Origin of the sequence: Streptomyces sp. NPDC050509, from assembly GCF_044457965.1 — a bacterium.
Classification (GTDB): domain Bacteria; phylum Actinomycetota; class Actinomycetes; order Streptomycetales; family Streptomycetaceae; genus Streptomyces.
The window spans coordinates 550,220-569,152 of record NZ_JBITHL010000005.1 but is presented as its reverse complement, the minus strand read 5'-3'; the positions used below and the strand labels follow the sequence as shown (position 1 = coordinate 569,152).

At 70.8% G+C, this 18,933-nt stretch carries 12 protein-coding genes; 7 read left to right on the top strand and 5 right to left on the bottom strand.

Annotation, left to right across the window (positions count from 1 at the left end; genetic code table 11):
* The first annotated feature begins 148 nt into the window (after window positions 1-148).
* From ACIBJC_RS18030 to ACIBJC_RS18015, 4 genes are all read left to right on the top strand, one after another.
* Window positions 149-1,024: an isocitrate lyase/PEP mutase family protein gene (locus ACIBJC_RS18030; protein WP_329829598.1), complete on the top strand. Its 876-nt coding sequence runs from the start codon at window positions 149-151 to the stop codon at window positions 1,022-1,024.
* 673 nt (window positions 1,025-1,697) lie between these two features.
* Complete coding sequence (locus ACIBJC_RS18025) at window positions 1,698-2,774, top strand: bile acid:sodium symporter family protein (protein WP_399293082.1); 1,077 nt, start codon at window positions 1,698-1,700, stop codon at window positions 2,772-2,774.
* 355 nt (window positions 2,775-3,129) lie between these two features.
* On the top strand, window positions 3,130-5,160 hold the full coding sequence (locus ACIBJC_RS18020) for a M4 family metallopeptidase (RefSeq protein WP_399293080.1): 2,031 nt from the start codon (window positions 3,130-3,132) through the stop codon (window positions 5,158-5,160).
* A 149-nt stretch (window positions 5,161-5,309) separates the two neighbouring features.
* Window positions 5,310-6,344, top strand: coding sequence for a threonine/serine dehydratase (locus ACIBJC_RS18015; RefSeq protein ID WP_399293078.1), 1,035 nt, complete (start codon window positions 5,310-5,312; stop codon window positions 6,342-6,344).
* 104 nt (window positions 6,345-6,448) lie between these two features.
* Here the strand turns inward: ACIBJC_RS18015 and ACIBJC_RS18010 are convergent, their stop codons facing one another.
* The 5 genes from ACIBJC_RS18010 to glgP form a co-directional block, all read right to left on the bottom strand.
* Complete coding sequence (locus ACIBJC_RS18010; RefSeq protein ID WP_399293076.1) at window positions 6,449-7,477, bottom strand: alpha/beta hydrolase family protein; 1,029 nt, start codon at window positions 7,475-7,477, stop codon at window positions 6,449-6,451.
* 13 nt (window positions 7,478-7,490) lie between these two features.
* Window positions 7,491-7,841, bottom strand: coding sequence for a hypothetical protein (locus ACIBJC_RS18005; protein ID WP_399293074.1), 351 nt, complete (start codon window positions 7,839-7,841; stop codon window positions 7,491-7,493).
* Window positions 7,842-7,855: 14 nt separating this feature from the next.
* Window positions 7,856-8,356 (bottom strand): TetR/AcrR family transcriptional regulator, encoded by a 501-nt coding sequence (locus ACIBJC_RS18000; protein WP_399293072.1) that lies wholly within the window; start codon window positions 8,354-8,356, stop codon window positions 7,856-7,858.
* 59 nt (window positions 8,357-8,415) lie between these two features.
* Window positions 8,416-9,648, bottom strand: a complete 1,233-nt coding sequence (locus tag ACIBJC_RS17995; protein WP_399293070.1) for an alginate lyase family protein — start codon at window positions 9,646-9,648, stop codon at window positions 8,416-8,418.
* 204 nt (window positions 9,649-9,852) lie between these two features.
* Window positions 9,853-12,549 (bottom strand): alpha-glucan family phosphorylase, encoded by a 2,697-nt coding sequence (gene glgP, locus ACIBJC_RS17990; protein ID WP_399293068.1) that lies wholly within the window; start codon window positions 12,547-12,549, stop codon window positions 9,853-9,855.
* A gap of 620 nt (window positions 12,550-13,169) precedes the next feature.
* Here glgP and ACIBJC_RS17985 point away from each other — a divergent pair.
* The 3 genes from ACIBJC_RS17985 (at window position 13,170) to ACIBJC_RS17975 (ending at window position 18,816) form a co-directional block, all read left to right on the top strand.
* Entirely contained in the window at window positions 13,170-15,176 is a 2,007-nt protein-coding gene (locus tag ACIBJC_RS17985) for an alpha-1,4-glucan--maltose-1-phosphate maltosyltransferase (protein WP_399293222.1), read from the top strand.
* The gene (treS, locus tag ACIBJC_RS17980; RefSeq protein ID WP_399293066.1) at window positions 15,173-16,909 is read left to right on the top strand and encodes a maltose alpha-D-glucosyltransferase; all 1,737 of its coding nucleotides are present in this window, start codon (window positions 15,173-15,175) and stop codon (window positions 16,907-16,909) included. Before ACIBJC_RS17985 ends, treS begins: the two co-directional genes overlap by 4 nt.
* Window positions 16,910-17,181: 272 nt before the next feature.
* Window positions 17,182-18,816, top strand: coding sequence for a phosphotransferase (locus ACIBJC_RS17975; protein WP_399293064.1), 1,635 nt, complete (start codon window positions 17,182-17,184; stop codon window positions 18,814-18,816).
* Window positions 18,817-18,933: the final 117 nt, after the last annotated feature.

Sequence of the window (18,933 nt, the reverse complement as noted above, 5' to 3'; positions counted from 1 at the left end):
AGGACGGATAACCAAATTTTGCCAAACCGGGGAATACTCCGGTGTGTCGCGTTACCGGCTCTTTGTGTTCTGTAAATCTTCTCCCGTAATCCACCGCACACCCCGTCCCGGAATCCGTCGAAGAACGCGTTCCGGACAGAGGAGAGCCATGCGCTACGGCAACGCCCTGCGAGAAGCGGTTCAATCACCGCGCACCACACCGCTCATCGGAATTTACGATATGTACTCGGCCTCGATCGCGGCCCAGCACTACAACGGTTTCTTCGTCTCCGGATTCGGGTTCGCCGCCTCGCACTACGGGCTCCCCGACATCGGATACATCGCGTGGCCCGACATGGTGGCCTTCGCCGAACGGCTCCGGCTGGCCTTCCCCAAGCACCACATGCTGGTGGACATCGACGACGGCTACGTCGACCCCGAGGTCGCCTGCCACGTCGTACAGCGGCTGGAGCGCGCCGGGGCCTCCGGGGTGATCCTGGAGGACCAGAAGCGGCCCCGCCGCTGCGGGCACGCGGACGGCAAGCTGATCCTCCCGCTGGAGGAGTACCTGGCCAAGCTGGACCTGGTGCTGCGCAGCCGGGAGGACCTGCTCGTGGTGGCCCGTACGGACGCCACGGAGGAGGCGGAGATCATCCGGCGGGCCGAGGCGCTCGCGGAGACCGACGCGGACGTCGTCCTCGTCGACGGTGTGCGCAGCGTGGAATGGATCCGGAAGATCCGTTCCGTCGTCGGCGACAAGCCCCTGCTGTTCAACCAGATCGCGGGCGGCAAGTCACCGCGGCTCTCGCTCACCGAACTGTCGGAACTCGGCGTCGACGTCGCCATCTACAGCACGCCGTGCCTTTTCGCCGCGCACGGTGCGATCGACAGCGCGCTCATCGATCTGAAAATGGAGGACGGGCGACTGCCCGACACCCGGGAAACCGGCGCCATCGGAGTGAAGGGCGCCACCGAACTGCTGGAGAAGAACATCAGCAGACATCACGACCTCCGGAATTCGGTACCGGTTCCCGCCTCCGTCTGAGCGGGGCTGCCGAACCTCGTGTCGTCGAACCTTTTCCGGGCCGGCACCGGCCGGCACCGGAACACCACCGGTGGATCCCGCCTGACACGCGGCTCCACCGCGGGCGTCGTCGCTGTCGCGAGCGCGAGCATCCTGTGCGGCGGCGCCGTCGCCCAGGCCGACGACGACGATTCGCCGACGGCCGGCCCCGTCGCCGGACGGAACGTCGGACTCGTCGTGATCGACAACTCCCATGCCGATTCCTGGCTGGAGATCGATCGCACGCTCAACACACTGATCAGCAGCAAGGGGACGGCGGGCAGCGACCACGACGGGGGCGGCGGCGCGATCGACGTACGGACCGGGGACACCGGCACCACACCGGCACCCGCACCACCAGCGGCACCCGCACCCGCACCCGGCCCCAACTCCGGGCCGGCACCAGCACCAGCACAAACACCGGCACCCGCACCCGCACCGGCACCGGCACCGGCACCGGCACCGGCACCGGCACCGGCACCCGCAAACGCGTCCGCGCCCGCATCGACGTCGGATCAGGCCGCGTCCGAGTCCCCACCGGCCCAACCCCCTCCCCCCGCACCGGCACCCGCACGGGCCGCCGGCCCCGCACCCTCCCTCCTCGGATGGATTCCGCAGATCGGCCACCCCCCGTGGCAGGGCGACGACGGCGAAGGTGATTGATGTGACTCAGGAGTCCCGGCCGCTGTCCTGGCCGGGCCGGCTGGGGAAGGCGGTCGACCCCTACGTGGCCGCCCTCCTCGGTACGGTCGTACTCGCCGCGCTGCTGCCCGCGACCGGGGGCGCGGCCGTGGCCGTCGGGGGCGCCGCCGACCTCGCCATCGGGCTGCTCTTCTTCCTCTACGGAGCGCGGCTCTCCACCCGCGAGGCCCTGGACGGCCTGCGCCGGTGGAAGCTCCATCTCGTCGTGGGCGCGAGCACCTTCGCGCTCTTCCCGCTGCTCGGGGTGGCCGCGGGCGGCGTCGTACCGTATCTGCTCACCGAGCAACTGCACATCGGCCTGCTCTTCCTCTGCGTCGTCCCCTCCACCGTCCAGTCCTCGATCGCGCTGACGTCCACGGCCCGGGGCAATGTGCCGGCCGCCATCTGCGCGGGGACGTACTCCAGCCTGGCCGGGATGGTCGCCACACCGCTGCTCGCCGCCTGGCTGATCGGCTCCACGGTCGGCTTCTCGGCGGACCGGCTGGTCGCCATCGCCGTCCAGTTGCTGCTGCCGTTCCTCGCGGGACAGGTCCTGCGCCGCTGGATCGGCGCGTTCGTGGGGCGCCACAAGAAGCCGCTCTCCCTGCTGGACCGCGGCTCGATCCTGCTCGTCGTCTACACCGCGTTCAGCCGGGGCGTGACCGAGGGAATCTGGCACCAGATCACTCCGGGGCGGCTGATCGGTCTGGTGAGTGTGACGGCGACCCTGCTGGCGCTGGCGCTCGTGACGACGTCGTGCGTCGCGCGGCGGCTCGGCTTCGGCCGGGAGGACCGGATCGCCATCGTCTTCTGCGGCTCGAACAAGAGCCTGGCGACGGGGCTGCCCATGGCGGCGGTGCTGTTCGGGGCCTCGGCGGGACCGGTGATCCTGCCTCTGATGCTCTACCACCAGATGCAGTTGATGGTGTGCGCGGTCATCGCGGCCCGCTGGGCCCGGCAGACCCCGGAGCTGACGGAACAGGCAGGGCCGACCGAGGCCACGACGTCCGTACCCCCGTCCCGTCCGGCCGCGCGGAGCACCGCCGTCTGAGCCGGAGCACAGTCAGGAACACGCCACACTGCGACCGGACCCGGGCGGGCGACCGCCCGGGTCCGGTTGACACTCCGTTCACACCTTCCGGTCCGGACGAACGCGTGGCCACGGCGCCCTGATGATCGGCGAAACGTCCGCTTAACGAACAGGCAATTTCGGGCAGCGAACGAATTCCGGCCAACTTTTTGACGCGCTCCTGACATAGGCACGCCACTGCTGCCACTCTTCCCCCGTTCTCCGCACCACCGAGTCCGACCGAGCCACACCACGCTCCACAGCCCGACACAGCTCCGCGTGCACTGTCCGGGTGACCCATCGAGCCGCCCGGTCCCCCCTCGCAGAAGGAGTTCGCGTGAGACCCACGCACAGACCCCGCCGGCGCGCCACGGCCACCGGCGCACTGATCGCCGCAGCAGCCCTTCTCACCGTCGGCGTGCAGGCCGGCACCGCCGTCGCACAGCCGGACGGCGCCCCCGCGGCGCCGGTCGCGGGCAAGGCCGACCCCGGCGCGCTGCCGCGCTCGCTCTCCCCCGCCCAGCGCGCCGCGCTGCTGCGCGACGCCGACGCGGCCAAGGCGGCGACCGCCGGGGAACTCGGCCTCGGCGCGCAGGAGAAGCTGGTCGTACGCGATGTCGTCCAGGACGTCGACGGGACCACGCACACCCGGTACGAGCGCACCTACCAGGGGCTGCCGGTCCTCGGCGGTGACCTCGTCGTCGCCGCGTCGAAGGCGGGCGCGACGCAGTCCGTGAGCAAGGCGTCCAAGGCGGCGCTCACGAACGTGGACACCACGGCCGACGTGGCGCCCTCGGTCGCCGAGAAGCAGGCGCTGAACGCCGCGGCGGCGGAGGGTTCGAAGAAGACCGGGGCCGAGCGCGCGCCGCGCGAGGTCGTGTGGATGGCGCAGGGCTCCCCCACGCTCGCCTACGAGACGGTCGTCGGGGGCCTCCAGCACGACGGCACCCCGAACGAGCTGCACGTGGTCACCGACGCGTCCTCCGGCAAGAAGCTGTACGAGTGGCAGGCCGTCAAGAACGGGGTCGGCAACACCCAGTACAGCGGCCAGGTCACCCTCGGCTCCACCGCGTCGGGCTCGACGTACAACCTCACCGACGGGGGCCGCGGCAACCACCGTACGTACAACCTGAACCGCGGTACGTCGGGCACCGGGACGCTCTTCTCCAACTCCACCGACACGTGGGGCAACGGCCTGCCCGCCAACCTGGAGACGGCGGGCGCCGACGCCGCGTACGGCGCCGCCGAGACCTGGGACTACTTCAAGAACGTGCACGGCCGCACCGGCATCAAGGGTGACGGTGTCGGCGCGTACTCCCGTGTCCACTACAGCAGCGGCTACGTCAACGCCTTCTGGCAGGACTCCTGCTTCTGCATGACGTACGGGGACGGTTCCGGCAACGCCAGGCCGCTGACCTCCATCGACGTGGCCGCCCACGAGATGTCCCACGGTGTCACCGCCAACACGGCCGGTCTGGTCTACAGCGGTGAGTCCGGCGGTCTGAACGAGGCCACCTCCGACATCTTCGCCGCGGCCGTCGAGTTCTACTCGAACACCGCGAGCGACCCGGGCGACTACCTCGTCGGCGAGAAGATCGACATCAACGGCAACGGCACGCCGCTGCGCTACATGGACCAGCCGAGCAAGGACGGCGCCTCCAAGGACTACTGGTACTCCGGCATCGGCGGCGTCGACGTCCACTACTCCTCGGGCCCGGCGAACCACTTCTTCTACCTGCTCTCCGAGGGCAGCGGCGCCAAGACGGTCAACGGGGTCTCGTACAACTCCCCGACCTCCGACGGGCTGCCGGTGACCGGTATCGGCCGGGACAAGGCCGAGCAGATCTGGTTCAAGGCGCTCTCCACCAAGTTCACCTCCACGACCAACTACGCGGCGGCCCGCACCGGCACGCTCGCGGTCGCCGGTGAGCTGTACGGCACGACGAGCGCCGAGTACACGGCCGTGCAGAACGCGTGGGCCGGTATCGCGGTCGGTCCCCGCCCGGGTGGCGGCGGTACGGGCCAGGCCTTCGAGTCCACGACGGCGGTCGCCATCCCGGACAACGGCGCGGCGGTCACCTCGCCGCTCGTCGTCTCGGGCGTCACGGGCAACGCCCCGTCCTCCCTCCAGGTCGACGTGAACATCACGCACACCTGGCGCGGTGACCTGGTCATCGACCTGGTGGGCCCGAGCGGCACGTCGTACCGGCTGAAGGCGTCGAGCAGCGGTGACTCGGCGGACAACGTGATCGAGACGTACTACGTCAACGCCTCGTCCGAGGTGGCCAACGGCACCTGGACGCTGAAGGTCCAGGATGTCGCGTCGCAGGACACGGGCCGGCTCAACAGCTTCAAGCTCACTTTCTGAGCCGTCGTCCCACCGGAAGCCGCCCGGGGTGTCCCTGCCCCGGGCGGCTTTCCGTCGCCCCGGGGAGCCGTCGCCCCGGAGCGGCCGAGCGGCGTACGGTTCACGGTGTCCGTCGGTCCCACCGAGCGTCCCATCGGCAGGAGCAGCACATGTCCGGACTCACCTACGACGACGTCAAGCAGGCGGCGGACCGTGTCGCCGGGCAGGTACGTCCCGTGTCCCTGGCACCGATGGACCCCGCCCCCGCGTCCGGCACCGGCTTCGGCTCCGGCTCCGGCTCCGGCTCCGGCTCCGGCTCCGGTACGGAGACGTGGCTGGCGCTGGAGTATCTCCAGTACACCGGCAGCTTCAAGGCACGCGGCGCCCAGAACTTCCTCCGCGCCCACCGCGCCTGCGGCACCCTTCCGGACGCGGGCGTGACCATCGCCTCGGGCGGCAACGCGGGGCTCGCCTGCGCGTGGGCGGCACGGCAGCAGGGCGTACGGGCGACGGTCTTCCTGCCGGAGACTGCCCCGCCGGTGAAGGTCGGCCGCCTCCGGTCGTACGGCGCGGACGTGCGGCTGGTCGGGGCCACGTACGGCGAGGCGCTCACGGCGTGCGAGGAGTTCGCCGCCACGACCGGCGCGCTGGCCTCGCACGCGTACGACCATCCGCTGATCGCCGCAGGCGCGGGCACCCTGATGGAGGAGATCCACGCCCGGCTCCCCGAACTGGACACGGTGGTGGTGTCGGTGGGCGGCGGCGGCCTGTTCACGGGCGTCGCCACCGCCGCCCTCCACCACGGCGTACGGGTCGTCGCGGTCGAGCCGGAGAACTGCCGCGCCCTGAACGCGGCGCTGGAGGCGGGCCACGTGGTGGACGTCCCGGTCGACTCGGTCGCCGCCGACTCGCTGGGCGCGTCCCGCGCCTCCGCCATGGCCCTCCACACCGCCGGTCAGGAGGGGGTGCGTTCGGTCCTCGTGACGGACACCGCGATCACGGCGGCCCGCCACACCCTCTGGGAGGACCACCGCATCGCGGTGGAGCACGCGGCGTCGACGGCGCTGGCCGCCCTCATCTCCGGTCAGGAGGACGGGGGTTACGGCTACCGGCCCGCCCCGGGCGAGCGGGCCTGTGTGGTGCTGTGCGGCGCCAACACCGACCTCCGCTCGCTGACTTCGGCTGCTGGTGCCCCTCCCGCATAGGTTCACCGGGTTGCTGGTCATGCCGCGTTGGCAGGACGGTGTGGTTTCGGGTGAAGCACAGCTCGATCCGGCACCAGAGGTCGGGGGGACGTCCTCGGCCGGTGTCAGTGTCGGGCGAACCGGCGCAGGGCGTCGAGTACGGGCGGCGCGAGCGTGTTCGGGTGGTCGGCGTCGTGCAGCAGATGGTCCACTCCCGGCAGCGCCACTCGGCCCGGTCCACCGGCATGCGCCTGGCGCAGGGCGGTCGTCAGGGCGTTCGTTGTGGCACAGGGGATCTGGGCGTCGTTCGTGCCGCATGTCAGCAGCACCTTGGTTCCCGGCCGGAGTGCGGCGGCGGTGTCCGGTGGGTGGACGGCGTCGTCGCTTTCCACGAACCGGGCGTTGGGGCCTTGGAATGCCTCGAAGAGCCTGGCGATCGCGAGGGGCAGGTCGGTGGTGTCGACCGGTCGGTGTTCGCGCAGGGAGGTGACGGCGGCATCGATGGCCGCGTTGACGGCGCGTTGCTGCTCCGGTGTGAACTGGCCCTGCCGGGTCGCTTCGGCGACCTGGGCCTTGAGCTGGAGCGCGACCAGGTCCAGCATGCGGATCGCCTGCGGTTGCAGAAGCGCCAGGCCGGTCGGGCGCGGGCGGACGGTCCCGCCCAGCAGCAGTCCCGTCATCGCGCCCTCGCTGTGTCCCACGACCAGCAGCGCGCGCGGGTCGGTCTCCGGCTGATCGCGCAACGACTCGTAGGCGGCCCGTGCCTGGCGGACGAATGCCGGGTAGTCGAGTTCTTCCGGGTGGTCCCGGTAGGCGCCGAGTCCGGTGCGGCCGGTGCCGTACTTGTCGAACCGCAGCGTGGCGATTCCGTCCCTGTCGAGCGCGTCGGCCAACTGTGCCAGGGTGTCCGGTGCGGTCCCGGGCGGTTGGTTGCCGTCGCGGTCGGTGGGTCCGCTGCCGGGCAGCAGCAGTGCCGCCCGCAGCCGTTGCCCGGCACGATGCTCGGGAACGTGCAGGGTGCCGTACGCGGTCGTACCGTCGGCCGTGAAGACGACCTCGCGGTCGGCGGCAGGCACGAGACCGGGCGTCGCCTCGGCCGGAGTGGCGGTGACGACGGCCAGTGCCATCAAAGCCGCTGCCAGGTGGCGAAACATGGGCCTACCTCCTTCAGACAAGGGCGTTCTCGACCAGGGCAACAGTCGCGCGGGGGTCGTCGACCTGGAGAACCAGGCGTGCGTACTTCTCGTCGGCGAGTTCGACCACGACGGCCTTCGACGGATCCTTGACGTCCCAGAAGACCTTTTCACCGTCCTGGTGGAATGTGCCCGCGGTGATCACACCGGGTACGCGGGAGCCCGGCGCGCGGATTCCCTTGGGTTCGGTGACGATACCGGGGTCGGCGGTCGCGCCACGGACGTTGGCCAGCGGGATGGTCAGGCTGCCCTTGAATGCCCAGAGCTTGTCGAGACCCTCGATCACGACGACGAGGTCGTCGCCGTCGATACGTATCAGTGCCATGTCGGGTTTCCTTTTCAGGTGAGAAGGCCGAGGTGCTGGGTCAGCGCGGTGGCGGCGTTGTCGGGGTTGCCGCGCACGAGGATGCCCAGCGCGGCGGCGGTGAGGGCGGCGGCCAGGTCGAGGGGAACGCCGAGCGCGTCGGCGATCGCCTGGTCGACGGCGGCCAACGCGGCCGTCACCTCGGAGGCGACCTCCTCGTCGACCGGTGCGCGTTCGATCGTCGCGAGGAGAAGCAGGTCGAGGTCGGCCGACGTGACGAGCCGCAGCGCCGCCGCGGCATCCGATGCGCCCGCGAGGGCGTCGAGCAAAGGGCGGACGTCGTCGGCGAGGTGGCGGCGCAGAGCGATCAGGTAGAGGCCGCGCTTGCTGCCGAACGTCTTGTACAGGCTGTTGCGGTGCACGCCGAGGTGGCTGACGAGGTCGTCGACGGACACACCGTCATACGCGCGTCCGCCGAACAGACCCACGGCGGCACGCACCGCTTCGTCCTCATCGAACGCTCTTGGCCTGCCCATGACCACTACAGTAGACAGTTGAGGAACGATCAGTCAAGAACGATCGTTCCTCAATCACCCTACTGAGGGTTGCTCGCGTTCGTGAGCGTCTCCCAGGCCACGAACAGGTTGTTGGTGCCCGCCGGGCGTTGCTGTTCCGCCAGGCGCTGCGTGTTGGTCATCGCGTAACCCAGCCGGGTGTTCAGCGCGTTGAAGCCGACCTCGGTGACCGGCCCGAGCCCGCGGGTCACACTGCCGCCGCAGAGTGAGGACGGTACGGACTCGGCCTGGATCTCGTACTTAGACTGGAAGCCCAGCGCCTGCCGCAGCCGCTCGCCGACCTGCGGGAACAGGTCCTGGCCCTGGAGGCGTGCCGTCTCGTAGACATGGGCGACGGACGAGATGCCGTAGCCGGTGTGGACGAAGTCGCGGCAGGTCTCCTGGGTGAGGCCGGTGACGAAGGTGCCCTGCCCCTGCCAGTAACTGACGATCTTGGCCCGGGTGTTGAGGTTCTGGCTCGGCACGGTCCTGGGCAGGTCGCCGTCCGAGGACAGGTAGATGTACGCGGGCACCCGGAGCAGGTAGGTGTTGACCGCCTTGTCGTAACTCGCCTTGTCGTCCAGGAAGACGGAGATGGAGACCGCCGCCTCCATCATCGTCAGCTCCCAGTTCCCGTTGGAGTTCGAGCCGTTGATGATCTCGGGCAGGTAGACGGTGCGGAGCATCTTCGCGAACCGCCCGGAGTTGGGCCAGTTGCCGTACACATGCTTGATGATCTCGGCCGCCTTGGGCCAGGAGGACCCGGCCCACCCCGTCTGGAGCGGGGCGTTGCTGTTCGTGTGGTCCTGGATCGTGGCGGACCAGGCGTCCATGAGCTGGATCGCCTTCTGCGCGTAGCGGTCGTCGCGGGTGATGTACCAGGTGAGGGCGGCGGTGTAGGCGGCGATCGCGTCCTCGCGCTCGTCCGTGCAGCCGTTGTTGGGGTTGGAGTACGAGCCGCACTCGACGACCGCGCGGGGCTTGGCGGTGCGGGAGAGGGAGGCGTACCGGCTCGCCGCCATCGCGTCGTACGCACTCTTCCAGGGCTGCGCCCCGGCCTGCACCTTGCCGCGTACGAAGTCGAGTTGGGCGGTGTTGAGGTTCACTCCGGGGTGGGTGAAGTTCGCGGGCGCGGCGGCGACGGGGGCCGCGGCCGGCACCGTCTCCGCGCCGGGGGTCTGCCGGGCGGAGGCCGGTGTCACGAGGGCCGCGGCGGTGAGCGCGGCGAGTGCGGCGGAGAGTCCGAGGACGCGGGCGATGGGTCCGGGGCGCATGTGGGGGTGCCTTCCGGTCGGTGGGGAATGCCTCTGCGATCCCCCGTTCCGATCACCCACATGAACACCGGGTGGGTTTGTGAACCGGGGAGCTGACCGTGGAACCTAGAACCCTCACCTGGGTGCGTCAAGGTCTGGACCAATCCCCGCCGTTGGGCCCGGCCATGGGCCGGACCGGTCCACAGTCCGCAACCCCCACGGCGTTCAGCGCAGCAGGACCCCCGCGCCCTCGCCCGTCGCCTCCGTCGGCAGCGCCACCAGCCCCAGGTCCGCGCTGGTGGCGAGCAGCGGGTGGGCGGGCAGGACGCGGACGGTGTAGCCGTACGGGCCCGTACGGTCCAGGGCGAGCGGGCCCTCGTACACCCAGCGGCCCTCCAGGTCGGGGCCGCCCGCCGGTTTGAGCGGGAAGGGCCGGGCGTCCACGAGCGCGTCGTCCGCGCCGACCCGGCCGGCGACGGCCTGCACCTCGACGTCGTCGGGCCGCAGTTCGCCGAGGCCGACGCCGACCCGGAGGGTGAGTGTGGAGCCCAGCTCCGTGCTGCCCCCGGCGCCGGTGGCCGCCACCGCCTCCACATGGTCGACGGAGACGTACGGCCACAGCGTGCGCGTCCGGTACTTCCAGGCGGCCAGCTCCGCCGCCCGGCCGGGGTCGAGCGAGCGGTGGGCGCGGGCGGCCGGGGCGTAGAGCCGCTCCACGTACTCGCGCACCATGCGTCCCGCGAGCACCTTCGGTCCCAGGGTGACCAGGGTGCGCCGGACCATCTCGATCCAGCGGTCCGGCAGCCCGTCCGCTCCCCGGTCGTAGAAGCGCGGCGCGACCCGGTCCTCGATGAGTTCGTAGAGGGCGTTCGCCTCCAGGTCGTCCCTGCGGTTCTCATCCGCGGTCCCGGTGTCGGCGGTGGGGATCGCCCAGCCGAAGTCCGGCTCGAACCACTCGTCCCACCAGCCGTCCAGGACCGAGAGGTTGAGACAGCCGTTGAGCGCGGCCTTCATCCCGCTGGTGCCGCACGCCTCCAGCGGGCGCAGCGGGTTGTTCAGCCAGACGTCGCAGCCGGGGTAGAGCTTCTGCGCCATGCCCATGCCGTAGTCGGGCAGGAAGACGATGCGGTGGCGTACGCGCGGATCGTCGGAGAACCGCACCAGCTCCCGCACCAGCCGCTTCCCGCCGTCGTCGGCCGGGTGCGCCTTGCCCGCGACGACGATCTGGATCGGCCGCTCGGGGTGGAGCAGCAGCTCGGTGAGCCGGTCGCGGTCGCGGAGCATCAGCGTGAGGCGCTTGTACGAGGGGACGCGGCGGGCGAAGCCGATGGTCAGGACGTCGGGGTCGAGGACGCCGTCGATCCACCCCAGCTCGGCGTCCTCGGCGCCGCGCAGCCGCCAGGAGGCGTGCAGCCGCCCGCGTACCTCGCTCACGAGCTGGGCGCGCAGCGCGCGCCGTACGTCCCAGAGCGCGGCGGCGGGGGTGGCGGCGAAGTCGGGAAGGCCGGCGAGGTCCCGCGCGCCGGGGTCCTGGCGGGTGCCGAGGCGGGTCACCTCGGGCGCGGTCCAGGTCGGCGCGTGCACCCCGTTGGTCACGGAGCCGATGGGCACCTCCTCCGGGTCGAAGCCCGGCCAGAGCCCGGCGAACATCTTCCGGCTGACGGCGCCGTGCAGGGTGGAGACGCCGTTGGCGCGCTGGGCGAGCCGCAGCCCCATGACCGCCATGTTGAACAGGTGGGGCTCGCCGCCGGGGTAGCTCTCCCCACCGAGGCCGAGGACCCGTTCGACGGGCACACCGGGCAGTTCGCCGTCGTCGCCGAAGTGGCGGGCGACCAGGTCGCGGTCGAAGCGGTCGATCCCGGCCGGGACGGGGGTGTGCGTGGTGAAGACCGTACCGGCGCGGACCGCCTCCAGCGCGGCCTCGAACCCCATCGCCGTACCGGATCCCGTACCGGATCCCGTGCCGGACAGGGCGTCGGCCGGTGTGCTGACGAGTTCGCGGATGCGTTCCAGGCCGAGGAAGCCCGCGTGCCCCTCGTTGGTGTGGAACACCTCGGGCGCGGGGTGGCCGGTGAGCCGGCAGTACGTACGGAGCGCGCGGACGCCGCCGATGCCGAGCAGCATCTCCTGGAGGAGGCGGTGTTCGCTGCCGCCGCCGTAGAGCCGGTCGGTGACCTCGCGTTCGCCGGGGCCGTTCTCCTCGACGTCGGAGTCGAGCAGCAGCAGGGGTACGCGTCCGACGTGGGCCTGCCAGACGCAGGCGTGCAGGGTGCGGTGGCCCGGCAGGGCGAGGGTGACCCGGGCCGCGGTGCCGTCGGGTTCGCGCAGCAGGGTCAGGGGCAGCTCGTTGGGGTCGAGGACCGGGTACTGCTCCTGCTGCCAGCCGTCCCGCGAGAGCGACTGGCGGAAGTAGCCGTGCCGGTAGAGCAGACCGACGCCGATGAGCGGTACGCCGAGGTCGCTGGCGGCCTTGAGATGGTCGCCGGCGAGGATGCCGAGGCCGCCGGAGTACTGGGGCAGGGCGGCCGTCACCCCGAACTCCGGCGAGAAGTAGCCAATGGCGGCGGGCAGCTCCGCGCCCCCGCTCGCGCCCCCGTCCGCTCCCGCGCTACCGGTGTCACCGGCGCGCTCCTGGTACCAGCGGGCACCGCGCAGATAGGTGTCGAGATCGGCGGCGGCGGCGGCGAGCCGGTCGAGGAAGACACGGTCGGCCGCCAGCTCCGCGAGGCGCGCCGCGGAGACGCCGCCCAGCATCCGTACGGGGTCGGCGCCCGCGGCGCGCCACCCGACGGGGTCGACGGCCTCGAAGAGTTCGCGGGTCTCGGTATGCCAGGACCAGCGCAGATTGCGGGCGAGGTCGCTGAGGGGTTGGAGTGGTTCGGGCAGGACGGGGCGGACGGTGAACCGACGGATTGCCTTCACGTGTTCCACCTTCGCAACCGGGAGGGGCGGACAGCCGGACAGCAGAAGAGCCGGGGCGGGCACACCACACGGTGCGCCCGCCTCTCCTCGAAGGTAGCCCTACCCCGACGCGCGGGGCCACGGCGCACTCGCGGGTGTGAATGCACTCCATTCGCTCCCTCCCCGGTGGTTTCCCCGGTTGTTCCGTCGGTGATATCGGGGACGTGGTGGCGACGTCGCCGTACGGACACCCATGGGGTCCAGGGTCGCGACACGCGGCACCGCCCGTATCGGCCGAAACCCACCCCCTCGCGGCACGCATGCCCCGACCCGGCCGGAGTAGGAGGAGTTAACACACCGCTGGATTACCGCCCCGAAACGAGTGGGAAGGCTCCAGCGGTACCTACCGCACACGAGCGCGTCTCGTCCCGATTTCCAGCGCTATTCGAGTGAACGCGGACAGGAGCGGCCATGCTCGCAGCCTCGCAGTCGCCCATAGAGCAGCTACAAAGAGCATCAAAACCACGAAAATCGCGCAAACCTTCTCTCTCCACGGCACTGCAGCAGCTCCACCCGCGCCACCCGCTTCACCCGCCCTGCCTGTCAAGCCCGCACAGCCCTCAGGTGATCCCGTGAAACCGCTGATCGGACGCATTCCCGTCCTGGACGTACGCCCACTCGTCGACTGCGGAAGACGCCCCGCGAAGGCGGTGACCGGTGAGTCCTTCCAGGTCACCGCGACCGTCTTCCGCGAAGGCCATGACGCCGTCGCCGCCAATGTCGTTCTCGTGGACCCGGGCGGACGCCCCGGCCCGTGGACCCCGATGCGTGAACTCGCCCCCGGCACCGACCGCTGGGGCGCGGAGGTCACCCCCACCGAGGAAGGCCGGTGGACGTATACCGTCGAGGCGTGGAGCGACCCCGTCGCGACCTGGCGCCACGCCGCGGGCATCAAGATCCCGGCCGGCACGGACGCGACCGACATCGCCCTGGTCCTCGCTGAGGGTGCCGAACTGTACGAGCGCGCCGCCGCCGGTGTGCCCAAGCGGGACGGCCGGGAGGCCGTGCTCGCCGCCGCCGACTCCCTGCGGGACACCGCGCTGCCGGCCGCCGCCCGGCTGGCCGCCGCGCTCTCCCCCGAGGCGACCGCCGCCCTCGACCGTCATCCGCTGCGCGATCTGGTCAGCTCCTCGCGCCCCGTGCCGCTGCTCGTCGAGCGCCGGCGTGCGCTGTACGGATCGTGGTACGAACTCTTCCCGCGCTCCGAGGGCGCGGTGCTCAGGAAGGGCGAGCCGCCGGTGAGCGGCACCTTCAGGACGGCGGCCGGGCGGCTGCCCGCCGTGGCCGCGATGGGGTTCGACGTCGTCTACCTGCCGCCGATCCACCCCATCGGCACCACCTTCCGCAAGGGCCCCAACAACAGTCTGACCCCCGGCCCCGAGGACGTCGGGGTGCCCTGGGCGATCGGTTCGGCCGAGGGCGGCCACGACGAGATCCACCCGGACCTGGGCACGATCGAGGACTTCGACCACTTCGTGGAGACGGCCCGCACCCTGCGGATGGAGATCGCGCTCGACTTCGCGCTCCAGTGCTCGCCGGACCACCCGTGGGTCGAGAAGCACCCGGAGTGGTTCCACCACCGCGCGGACGGCTCGATCGCGTACGCGGAGAACCCGCCGAAGAAGTACCAGGACATCTACCCGATCGCCTTCGACACCGATCTGCGCGGACTGGTCCGGGAGACCACCCGCGTGCTGCGGTACTGGATGGCGCACGGCGTACGGATCTTCCGCGTCGACAATCCGCACACCAAGCCGGTGCTCTTCTGGGAGAAGGTCATCGCGAACATCAACCGCACGGATCCGGACGTCATCTTCCTGGCCGAGGCGTTCACCCGGCCCGCCATGATGCGTACGCTCGGCGCGGTCGGTTTCCAGCAGTCGTACACGTACTTCACGTGGCGCAACAGCAAGCAGGAGCTGACCGAGTACCTGACGGAGCTGTCGGGCGAGTCGGCCTGGTCCATGCGGCCCAACTTCTTCGTCAACACCCCGGACATCCTGCACGCCTATCTCCAGCACGGCGGCCGGCCCGCCTTCGAGGCGCGGGCGGTGCTCGCGGCGACGATGGCGCCCTCCTGGGGCGTGTACGCCGGCTTCGAGCTCTGCGAGAACACCCCGGCCGCGCAGGGCGGCGAGGAGTACCTCGACTCGGAGAAGTACCAGCTCAGGCCCCGGGACTGGGAGGCGGCCGAGCGGGAGGGCCGGACGATCGTGCCCCTGATCACGGCGCTCAACCGGCTCAGACGGCGCCACCCCGCCCTCCAGCAGCTCCGTGACATCCACTTCCACCACGCGGACAACGACGCGGTCATCGCGTACAGCAAGAGGTCGGGCGCGGACATCGTTCTGGTGGTCGTCAACCTCGACCCGCACCACACCCAGGAGGCGACGGTCTCGTTGGACATGGCACGGCTCGGCCTCCCGTCGATGGAGGGGCACGAGACCGTGCCGGTGCGCGACGAGCTCACCGGCGAGACCTATCACTGGGGCAGCTCCACCTATGTGCGCCTAGAGCCGGGCGTCACGCCCGCGCACATCGTGGTTCTGCGACCGTCCCCGCCGATCGGAGGGTCACCCACATCATGATCGTCAATGAGCCGGTCCACGACACGTTCGAGGACACCCCGGCCAAGGACCGCGATCCCGACTGGTTCAAGCGCGCCGTCTTCTACGAGGTCCTGGTGCGTTCGTTCCAGGACAGCAACGGCGACGGCATCGGTGATCTCAAGGGCATCACCGCCAAGCTGGACTATCTGCAATGGCTCGGGGTCGACTGCCTCTGGCTGCCGCCGTTCTTCAAGTCGCCGCTGCGCGACGGCGGCTACGACGTCTCCGACTACACGGCGGTGCTCCCCGAGTTCGGCGACCTCGCCGACTTCGTGGAGTTCGTCGACGCCGCGCACCAGCGCGGCATGCGCGTGATCATCGACTTCGTCATGAACCACACGAGCGATCAGCACGACTGGTTCCAGGAGTCCCGAAAGGACCCCGACGGGCCGTACGGCGACTACTACGTCTGGGCCGACGACGACAAGGCGTTCCAGGACGCCCGGATCATCTTCGTCGACACGGAGACGTCGAACTGGACCTTCGACCCGGTCCGCAAGCAGTACTACTGGCACCGCTTCTTCTCCCACCAGCCCGATCTCAACTACGAGAACCCGAAGGTGCAGGAGGAGATCGTCTCCGCGCTGCGCTTCTGGCTGGACCTGGGCATCGACGGCTTCCGGCTGGACGCCGTGCCGTATCTGTACCAGCAAGAGAACACCAACTGCGAGAACCTGCCGGCCACCCACGAGTTCCTGAAGCGGGTCCGGGTGGAGATCGACGCGAACTACCCCGACACCGTGATCCTCGCCGAGGCCAACCAGTGGCCGGAGGACGTCGTCGACTACTTCGGCGACTACGCGAAGGGGGGCGACGAATGCCATATGGCGTTCCACTTCCCCGTGATGCCGCGGATCTTCATGGCCGTACGGCGCGAGTCCCGCTACCCGGTATCGGAAATCCTGGCGAAGACCCCGGCGATCCCGAGCAGCTGCCAGTGGGGCATCTTCCTGCGCAACCATGACGAGCTGACCCTCGAAATGGTCACGGACGAAGAGCGCGACTACATGTACGCGGAGTACGCGAAGGATCCGCGGATGCGCGCCAACATCGGCATCCGTCGCCGCCTCGCCCCGCTGCTGGACAACGACCGCAACCAGATCGAGCTGTTCACGGCGCTGCTGCTGTCGCTGCCCGGCTCCCCGATCCTCTACTACGGGGACGAGATCGGGATGGGTGACAACATCTGGCTGGGCGACCGGGACGCCGTACGGACGCCGATGCAGTGGACCCCGGACCGGAACGCGGGCTTCTCGTCCAGCGACCCCGGGCGGCTCTATCTGCCGACGATCATGGACCCGGTCTACGGGTACCAGGTCACCAACGTGGAGGCGGCGATGGCGTCGCCGTCCTCGCTGCTGCACTGGACCCGGCGGATGATCGAGATCCGGAAGCAGAACCCGGCCTTCGGGCTCGGCTCGTACACGGAGCTGCCGTCGTCCAACCCGGCGGTGCTGGCCTTCCTGCGCGAGGCGCCCTCCCAGGAGGGCGAGGGCGACGACCTGGTGCTGTGCGTGCACAACTTCTCGCGCTTCGCGCAGCCGACGGAGCTGGACCTGAAGACGTTCAGCGGCCGGCATCCGGTGGAGCTGATCGGCGGGGTGCGGTTCCCGGCGATCGGGGAGTGGCCGTATCTGCTGACGCTGGCGGGACACGGTTTCTACTGGTTCAGGCTGCGGAAGGACACCGCCGCCACCGCGCCTCCCGCGTGATCAGCGCACCTCTCCTGTCCGCTGGATCCGAGGGGCCCTTGTGACACGGAGTTAACCCGTGTCGTGGTGCGGGGCGGTTTCCACCGCCTCGCACGGGGCACTCTCCTCCACATCCAGTTCGATCGATTCGATCAAATTCGTATTGAGTTCGTACGGAATCGATCCGTACGGATCATCCTCACCCGACACGTCCCGCACAGACGGACAGCCGTTGCCGCAATCCGGGACACTCTGCGCATCCTGTGGTGTGCCCGGGGAAAGGACGCGATGCCATGTCGAAGGCTGCATCCACCCGGTTTACTCCGGGTCTCGCCGACAGAAGCAACCCTCCGCAGGACCCCGTCACGTCCCCGGCCCAGGACGCGCGCACCGACCACGGCGTCCCGCGAATCAGGAGTGCCCTGTCCCCCGCGCAGCCCCCCGCCCCCACCCTCTCCGACGCCCCCTCCGGGGCCTTCTCCGACGCCGAGGCGCGCGCCCTGGTCGGCTCCCTCGCGCCGCTGCTCCATGAGTGGCTGCCCCGCCAGCGCTGGTTCGCGGGCAAGGGCCGCCCCGTCACCGGCTTCGTGCCCGTCGCCGTCACGGAGTTGCTGGCCCAGAGCGCCGGCGGGCCCGGCCTGCTCCATCTCCTCGTACGGGTGGAACAGCGCGGCGCCGCGAGCCCGGCCCCCGCGAGCAGCCGCTACCAGGACTGCTACCAGCTCCTCCTCGGCGTACGCCACTCCCTGCCCGCCCCGCTCGCCGCCGCCGCGATCGGCCGCGTGGAGCAGGGGCCGCTGGCCGGCCGTACCGTCTACGAGGGCCTGCACGACCCGCGCGTCGCCGACCTGCTGCTGGAACGGCTGCGCACCCCCGACACCCGGGGACCGCTGCGGTTCTGCCGCGCGGCGCCCGTACCGGCCGGGCTCACCGGCCGCCTGCTGGACGCCGAACAGTCGAACTCCTCCCTTGTCTACGGAACAAGAGGGGACGGGACCAGGGGGGACGGGGCCGGCGCGGACGGGGCCATCGGCTCGGACGCGTACATCCTGAAGATCCTGCGCCGGGTCTTCCCCGGCCCCCATCCCGATCTGGAACTGCCGCTCGCCCTGGCCGCCGAGGGATGCGAGCGGGTCCCCGCGCCGGTCGGCTGGATCGAGGCGGCCGACCCGTCCGGCGGCGGACTGCCGGGCAGCGGGGAGACCCTGACCCTCGGTGTGCTCCAGCCGTATCTGCGCGACTCCCGGGACGGCTGGTGCCTGGCGCTGGCCGCGCTCACCGGCGACCGGGAGTTCACCGCGGAGGCGCGGGCGCTCGGCCGGGCCACCGCCGAGGTGCACACCGCGCTCGCCGCCGCGCTGCCGACCGTGACACTGGGCCGCAGGCAGACCGCGCAACTCGCCGACGGGATGACCGAACGCCTCGAAGCCGCGGCGCGCGCGGTGCCCGCGCTGCTCCCGTACGTCCCCGGGCTGCGCACCGCGTTCGACGCGCTCGCCGCACCGGCCGGGGCGGGACCGGGCAGGCTCGCGCAGCGGGTGCACGGCGACCTCCACCTCGGCCAGGCCCTGCGGACGCCCGACGGCCGCTGGTCGGTCATCGACTTCGAGGGCGAGCCCGCGAGGCCGCTCGCGGAGCGGCGCCGTCCGCAGCCGCCGGTCCGCGATGTCGCGGGCATGCTCAGGTCCTTCGACTACGCGGCGCGCTCCCACGAGCCGTGGCGCCCCGACTGGGCCACGCGCTGCCGTGCGGCGTACTGCGAGGGGTACGCCGCGGCGGCGGGCACCGATCCGCGCGCGGAGCCGGAGCTGCTGCGCGCGTACGAGACGGACAAGGCGGTGTACGAGGTCCTGTACGAGGCGAGGCACCGCCCCGACTGGCTCCCGGTCCCGATGGCGGCGATCCGCCGACTGGCCGCGGGCACCTGACCGGCGCCACCCGCCCGTCCCTCCCCCCTCCCCTCCTTCCCCCTTTCCCCTCCTTCCCTCTCTCCTCCCCCTCTCCTCCCCCTCTCCTCCCCCGTTCGACAACGAAGCCCCTTCACC

Bases quoted from the DNA above. Each gene is read 5' to 3' on its own strand.
- treS (WP_399293066.1), top strand. From the start codon at position 15,173: ATGATCGTCAATGAGCCGGTCCACGACACGTTCGAGGACACCCCGGCC.
- ACIBJC_RS18030 (WP_329829598.1), top strand. From the start codon at position 149: ATGCGCTACGGCAACGCCCTGCGAGAAGCGGTTCAATCACCGCGCACC.
- ACIBJC_RS18005 (WP_399293074.1), bottom strand. From the start codon at position 7,841: ATGGCACTGATACGTATCGACGGCGACGACCTCGTCGTCGTGATCGAG.
- ACIBJC_RS18010 (WP_399293076.1), bottom strand. From the start codon at position 7,477: ATGTTTCGCCACCTGGCAGCGGCTTTGATGGCACTGGCCGTCGTCACC.
- ACIBJC_RS18015 (WP_399293078.1), top strand. From the start codon at position 5,310: ATGTCCGGACTCACCTACGACGACGTCAAGCAGGCGGCGGACCGTGTC.
- ACIBJC_RS17975 (WP_399293064.1), top strand. From the start codon at position 17,182: ATGTCGAAGGCTGCATCCACCCGGTTTACTCCGGGTCTCGCCGACAGA.
- ACIBJC_RS18000 (WP_399293072.1), bottom strand. From the start codon at position 8,356: ATGGGCAGGCCAAGAGCGTTCGATGAGGACGAAGCGGTGCGTGCCGCC.
- ACIBJC_RS17995 (WP_399293070.1), bottom strand. From the start codon at position 9,648: ATGCGCCCCGGACCCATCGCCCGCGTCCTCGGACTCTCCGCCGCACTC.